Genomic DNA, 6,768 nt, shown 5'->3' on the forward strand with positions numbered 1-6,768 from the left:
CCCTTGCGGAACGCCTGCCCGCACCGGAACGGGAACGTGTGCCCACCCGGCGGAACCGGGTGCCCACACCGGGACGGGGACCGATGCACACCGGAACGGTAACCGCGCGCCCGCGCCGGAGGCGGGGGGTCAGACCTCCCGGCGGCCGTCCACGCGGCGCGGAAGCGCCAGGGGGTTCTCGTCGCGCAGCTCCGGAGGGAGCAACGCAGCGGGGGTGGACTGGAAGACCACTGGCCGGAGCCAGCGCTCGATCGCGGTGCCCCCCACCGACGTGGACGTCGACGTCGTCGCCGGGTAGGGCCCGCCGTGGTGCTGCGCGGGCGCCACGGCAACCCCCGTCGGCCACCCATTGACCAGCACCCGCCCCGCCAACGGCGTGACCTCCCCCAGCAGCCGGGCCGCGGACCCACCGCTCTCCGCCGCCTCGTCCTCCCCGAGGTGCACGGTCGCGGTGAGGTTCCCCGGCAGCCGGCCGAGGACGGCCGAGACCTCGGCCTCGTCCTCGTACCGCGCGACCACGGTCACCGGCCCGAAGCACTCCTCCAGCAGCAGCTCGTGGCCCTCCCCGTCGGCGAGCGCGCTCGCGGTGACGGTCAGGAACCCGGCCGCGACCGCGTTCTCACCGCTCTCGCCGGGGGTGACCGGCGACTCGACGCCGGGGAGCGCGGCCCGCGCCCGTACGCCCGCGACGAACGCCTCCCGCATCCGGGAGTCGAGCAGCACGCCCTCCGTGGCGTCGCTCACCGCGGCGGTGAGGGACTTGACGAGCCGGTCACCGGCCTCGCCGGCCGGTGCGAGGACGAGTCCTGGCTTGACGCAGAACTGGCCGACGCCGAGCGTGACGGACCCCGCGAGCCCCGTGCCGATCTGCTCGGCGCGCTCCCCCGCCGCCGCCTCGGTGACGACGACCGGGTTGAGGCTGCCCAGCTCGCCGTGGAAGGGGATGGGGGTGGGGCGGGCGGCGGCGGCGTCGAAGAGCGCGCGCCCACCGCGTACGGAACCGGTGAATCCGGCCGCGGTGACCAGCGGGTGCTTGACCAGCTCGACACCGGACTCGAAGCCGTGCACCAGCCCCACGACGCCCTCGGGCAGGCCGTGCCGGACGGCGGCCCGGCGCAGCACGGAGGCGCAGATCTCGGAGGTTGCCGGGTGGTCGGGGTGCGCCTTGACGACGACCGGGCAGCCCGCGGCCAGCGCGCTGGCGGTGTCGCCGCCGGGCACGGAGAAGGCGAGCGGGAAGTTGCTCGCGGAGTAGACGGCGACGACGCCGAGCGGCACCTTGTAGCGGCGCAGGTCGGGGCGGGGTACGGGCTTCGCCTCGGGGTCCGCGTGGTCGATCAGGATGTCGAGGAACGCGCCCTCGTCCACGGTGTCGGCGAAGCTGCGCAGCTGGAAGGTCGTGCGGGCCAGTTCGCTGGTGAGGCGCCCGGGGCCGAGCGCGGTCTCGGCGTCGGCGGCCTCGATGATGTGCTCGCCCGCCTCGTCGAGGAGGTCCGCGGCGGTGCGGAGGAACGCGGCGCGCACGGTCCGGTCGGCGAGGGCCGGCCGGGCGGCGTGCGCGGCCCGGACCGCGGCGTCGACCTCCTCGGCGGTGGCCTCGACGGCGACCTGCTCACGCTGCTTCCCGGTTCGGGGGTCGACACTCCAGACTGGTGCTGCCACCGGGGGCTCCTCTGTTTGTTTCCGTCTTGCCGCACACAGGAGCCGCGTTCGATATGCTGAACGCTGTCCCTGTCGATGAATGATGAACGCTTCCGGGACTCTATTTCCGGTCGAACAAAGGGGTCAAGGCGATGTCGGATGGCGGGATCCCCGGCGTGCGCCCCACGGAGCACGGGGCCGCCCCCGCGCAGCGGGTCGCCGAGGGCGGCGGCCAGGTCAAGTCCGCCGTGCGGACAGTGGAGTTGCTCGAGTTCTTCGCCGGCCGGCCGGGCATGCACAGCCTGGCCGCGGTCCAGGAAGCCGTCGGCTACCCCAAGTCCAGCCTCTACATGCTGCTGCGCACACTGGTCGAGCTGGGCTGGGTGGAGACGGACGCGACCGGCACGCGCTACGGCATCGGCGTGCGCGCGCTGCTCGTCGGCACCTCGTACATCGACGGCGACGAGGTGGTGGCCGCCGCCCGGCCGACCCTGGACCGGCTGTCGGACGACACCACGGAGACCATCCACCTCGCCCGCCTGGACGGAACGAGCGTGGTCTACCTCGCCACCCGCCAGTCCCAGCACTACCTGCGCCCGTTCACCCGCGTCGGCCGCCGCCTCCCGGCCCACTCCACCTCCCTGGGCAAGGCGCTGCTGGCCACGCACTCCGACGAGCAGGTCCGCAAGATGCTCCCGGAGACCCTGGCGCGCCTCACGGAGCACACCACCACCGACCGCGAGAAGCTCATCGAGGAGCTGGCCCTCATCCGCGAACAGGGCTACGCGGTGGACCGCGAGGAGAACACGGTGGGCCTGCGCTGCTTCGGCGTCGCCATCCCCTACCGCACCCCGGCCCGCGACGCCATCAGCTGCTCGGTGCCGGTGGCCCGGCTGACCCCGGCGCACGAACAGAGCATCAAGGACGCGCTGTTCGACGCCCGGGACCGGCTGACCCTGGCGACCCGCCACCTCTGAGTCCCCTCCTCGCACCGCCTCACCCCTCGCGAGCGCGCACTCCCTCGCCGCCTTCGCCGCCGCCTCCGGCCCCACCCGGATACGGGAAGCGGCGGCGGACGAAGCCGAAGGCGAGGGTGGAGCGGGGTCGCCGAGTCGTCGGCTCGGGGGATCTCGCGGTCGAGCGTGGTCATGGGCGCCTCCTGATCCGTCCACCGGGAAAGCCAGCGTAGGACGCGCCACTGACATTCGGGAGTCGGATAGGGCGGGCTCCACGACGATGGGGCGGGGCTCCCCGACGAGACGCCCCGGCGCGCGCCCCTACAGCTCCGCGAGCGCCCGGCGGGCCGCCTCCAGGTCACCGTCGGAGGCCAACCCGGCGTGGTAGAGCCGGAGTTCGTTCGCACCCAGGGACCGGGCGTGGCGGGCGTCGGCGGCCAGGGTGGCCGGACTGCCGCCCATGCCGGAGACGACGATGAAGTTGGCGGCCAGGGTGGCGCGTTCCCCCAAGCGCTCCGCGAACGGGGCCAAGACGGCGGCCCGTTCGGCCTCGGGCCCGGTGCAGGGCACCACGGCCCCGTCCGCGTGGGCGAGGAGCCCGGCCGGGTCCACGCCCGCGTTGGCGCCGCAGCGGTGCGCGGCCGGGTCGGCGTGCAGCAGCACGCGGAAGTCCGGTCCCGCGGCGGCGCGTACGGCGGCGACGGCCGCCTCCTGGAGGCCCCGGGCCACGTCGTCGCGCCACGCGCGCGTGGCACCGGCCAGGTCGGCCCCGAGGAGCTTCTCGACCTCGGCCCACTCACCCGCGCGGTCACCGGGCCCCGGCTCCGACCGCCCGGACCACAGCGGCTCCAGGGCGCGCTGGACGGCCCCCCGCAGCCGCTCGGGGTCGGCGCCCGCCGCCGCGTAGCCCTCCCGGCACACCTCGCAGAAGCACAGCGACATCAGGTACTGGCCGGCGCCGCCCAGCGCCACCCCGGCGATCTTGTCGTGGGCGTGCAGATGGGCGAGCCCGTACCAGCCGCAGGACTCCAGCTCCGCCCCGCGCGCCCCGGGCCGTACGGCGGCCTCGGCGGCCAGCGCCACCACGTACTCCCGCACCTCGGGGCGGGCGACGCACGGCGCCCACGGGTAGCGGTCGCCGTAGGCGTTGCGGACCGAGGTGTCCGGATGGTCGGCGCCGAGGCGGGAGTTGTGGGCGAGGACCACCCAGGAGTGCACTTCGAGCCCTGCCCCGGCGAGCGCCGCGGCGGCCTCGCCGTACGGGTCCTCGCCGAGCACCCAGTGCTGCGCGTACGGGCGCAGGGCCCGGCCCGACCAGCGCGCCTCGTCCGGCGGGTAGAGGACGGCGGAGTGCTCGGCGGTGACGATCCGGTGCCTGGGGTGGCGGGGGGTCAACGCGCGCGTGGAGTGGTACGCGGCGGCGAGCGTGACCTGCTGGACGCCGAGACGGGCGACGCGGTCGGGGGCGGCCGGGTCGCCGACGACGTCCCAGGGGTAGAGGAAGGCGGAGGCGCGCACGGGTCAGGCCACCTCCACCAGGGCCATGCCCCGCTCGATCAGCGCGGCCAGTTCCCTGACGTGGGCGGGGGTCGGCTCGCTGAGCGGCGGCCGGACCTCCCCCACGTCCAGGCCGCGCAGCCGCACCCCCGCCTTGACGAGTGAAACGGCGTAGCCGCGGCCCTGGTTGCGGAGTTCGACCAGGGGCTTGTAGAAGCCGTCCAGCAGCCGGTTCACGGTCACGTCGTCGCCGGAGACCAGCGCCTTGTGGAAGGCGAGGGCGATCTCGGGGGCGAAGCAGAAGACGGCCGAGGAGTAGAGCAGGACGCCGATGCCTCGGTAGGCGGGGCCGGTGAGCTCGGCGGTGGGCAGGCCGTTGAAGTAGCGGAAGCCGCGGCCGGGCAGTTCGGTGCGGACGGCGCTGATGATCCGCTGCATCCTGTCGAGGTCGCCCAGGCCGTCCTTGAGGCCGATGATCCGCGGGTGGCGGGCGAGTTCGACGACGGTGGCCGGCTCGAAGACGGCGTTGTCCCGCTGATAGACGATCAGGTCGAGCGCGGTGGCCTCGGCGAGCGCGGTGTAGTGGCGCAGCAGGCCCCGCTGGTCGGGGACGACGAGGTAGGGCGGCAGGGCCAACAGCCCGTCGGCGCCCGCTTCCTGGGCCACGCGCGCGTATGTCACGGCGAGCGCGGTGCCGTATCCGGTGCCCGCGACCACGGGCACCCGGCAGGCCGCCTCCTCGACGGCGGCGGTGACGCAGCGCCCGTACTCCTCGGTGTCCAGCGCGTGGAACTCGCCGGTGCCGCAGGCGACGAACACGGCGCCCGCGCCCGCCTCCACTCCGTTGCGGACGTGGGCGCGGAAGGCCTCCAGGTCGAGCCCGCCGTCGGGCCCGTAGGCGGTCACGGGGAAGAACAGCAGGCCGTCGAGGCGCTCGGCGAGTGCGGCTGAGGTCACGGGCTCTCCCGGGGTGGGCATGCGCTCGTACACGAGCCTGATCGGTGTCTATATTTCTGAACATCGCCCACGCTACGGGCCCCGCTCTTGGCAGGTCAAGGCCGGTGAACCCCATTCCGGAGCGGATTCCCGCACCCAGCCCCGCCCTTGACGGAGATCGGCGGCGCTCTTAGCTTGACCCCGAGCCGTCCACGCATGTGAATCCCGTCTACGCACAAGTCGGTTGCGCGCGTTGCCCGTTGAGCCGCTCGTTCACGTCGTCCGTTTGAGCCGCCCGTTTGCGTCGCCCGTTGAGGAGACCCCGATGCCCGCTCCCCGCACCGTTCTGCTCACCGGCGCCGCCGGCGGCCTCGGCACGCTGATGCGCGAACGGCTCCCCGGATACGGCTACGAGCTGCGCCTGCTCGACCTGCTGCCGATCGAGGGCGAGCCCGACGCGATCACCGCCGACCTGGCCGACACGGACGCGCTGCGCGCGGCCGTGCGCGGAGTCGACGCGATCATCCACTTCGCGGGCATCTCCCTGGAGTCCACCTTCGAGAAGATCCTGCGAGCCAACATCCAGGGCACGTACAACCTTTACGAGGCAGCGCGCGCCGAGGGCGTACGCCGGATCGTCTTCGCCTCCAGCAACCACGCCGTGGGCTTCACCCCCCGGCCGACCGGCGACGACCCGCTCATCCCGATCGACACCCCGCGCCGCCCGGACACCTACTACGGCCTCTCCAAGGGTTTCGGCGAGGATCTGGCGTCCCTCTACTGGGACCTGCACGGCATCGAGACCGTCTCCATCCGCATCGGCTCCTGCTTCCCCGAGCCCACCTCGGTCCGGATGCTGTCGGTCTGGATGAGCCCGGACGACGGCGCCCGGCTGCTGCACGCCGCGCTGACCGCCGAGGACGTCCGGCACACCGTCGTCCACGGCAGCTCGGCCAACACCCGGCTGTGGTGGGACCTCTCGAGCGCCCGCGCGCTGGGGTACGAGCCGCAGGACGACTCCGAGCCGTACGCGGCGAAGCTCATCGCCGAGCAGGGCGAACTGGAGCCCGGGAACCCGGCCCACGCCCACCTCGGCGGCCCGTTCTGCACGACCCCGCCGATCTGGCCGCACTGAGCCCGCGCCCCTCGGGGCCTCCGCCTGCCCCCCGGGCCTCCGGAGGAATGCCAGGAGGCTCCGAGGAATGTCGGGAGCAGAGGAATGTCAGGAGTAATGGAACTGCAAAGCGGCGCCGCTCGTTACCCACGACATGACAGCGATGACTCCCGGCTCGAACCTCCCCCTCCCCGCCACCCGCGTGGCGGTGGACGTGGCCGCGCCCGTACGGCTCGACGTGTCGGGCCTGCTGCTCACCGGCTCCGGCAAGGTGCGCTCCGACGACGACTTCATCTTCTACAACCAGCCGTCGGGCCCCGGTGTCACCTACCGGTCGGGCGGTGGCACGGCCCCTGACGCGATCATCGTGGACACCACGGGCGTGCCCGCCGACATCGAGCGGATCGTGGTCACCGCGAGTCCCGACGCGGCGGGCCAGACCTTCTCCGGCATCGAGCCGACCGCGACCGTCCGCAATGCCGACGACGGCTCCGTGATCGCCGCCTTCACCCCGCCGCAGCTGGGCACCGAGACGGCGCTGGTGATCGTGGAGGTGTACCGGCGCGGCGGCGCGTGGAAGGTACGCGCGGTCGGGCAGGGGTACGCCAACGGCCTGGCCGGGAT

The 6,768-nt window shown here is 73.7% G+C and carries 6 protein-coding genes; 3 read left to right on the plus strand and 3 right to left on the minus strand.

Annotated elements, in window-relative coordinates; genetic code table 11:
- Nucleotides 1-129 precede the first annotated feature (129 nt).
- Nucleotides 130-1,662 (minus strand): aldehyde dehydrogenase (NADP(+)), encoded by a 1,533-nt coding sequence (locus tag AOK16_RS15125; protein WP_055472776.1) that lies wholly within the window; start codon nt 1,660-1,662, stop codon nt 130-132.
- Nucleotides 1,663-1,793: 131 nt separating this feature from the next.
- Here AOK16_RS15125 and AOK16_RS15130 point away from each other — a divergent pair, with 131 nt between their 5' ends.
- Nucleotides 1,794-2,618 (plus strand): IclR family transcriptional regulator, encoded by an 825-nt coding sequence (locus tag AOK16_RS15130; protein WP_240483576.1) that lies wholly within the window; start codon nt 1,794-1,796, stop codon nt 2,616-2,618.
- Between the two features lie 300 nt (nt 2,619-2,918).
- Here the strand turns inward: AOK16_RS15130 and AOK16_RS15135 are convergent, their stop codons facing one another.
- Entirely contained in the window at nt 2,919-4,115 is a 1,197-nt protein-coding gene (locus tag AOK16_RS15135; protein ID WP_055472778.1) for a hypothetical protein, read from the minus strand.
- 3 nt (nt 4,116-4,118) lie between these two features.
- A complete protein-coding gene (locus AOK16_RS15140; protein WP_055472779.1) occupies nt 4,119-5,051 on the minus strand; it encodes a 5-dehydro-4-deoxyglucarate dehydratase in 933 nt (310 codons plus the stop codon).
- 304 nt (nt 5,052-5,355) lie between these two features.
- Here AOK16_RS15140 and AOK16_RS15145 point away from each other — a divergent pair, with 304 nt between their 5' ends.
- Together AOK16_RS15145 and AOK16_RS15150 are read left to right on the plus strand one after the other, a co-directional pair.
- On the plus strand, nt 5,356-6,165 hold the full coding sequence (locus AOK16_RS15145) for an NAD-dependent epimerase/dehydratase family protein (RefSeq protein WP_055472780.1): 810 nt from the start codon (nt 5,356-5,358) through the stop codon (nt 6,163-6,165).
- 133 nt (nt 6,166-6,298) lie between these two features.
- The coding region (locus AOK16_RS15150) for a TerD family protein (RefSeq protein WP_205627691.1) at nt 6,299-6,768 on the plus strand (470 nt) is incomplete at its 3' end.

The organism is Streptomyces pathocidini (assembly GCF_001418495.1).
In the GTDB taxonomy this organism is placed as follows: domain Bacteria; phylum Actinomycetota; class Actinomycetes; order Streptomycetales; family Streptomycetaceae; genus Streptomyces; species Streptomyces pathocidini.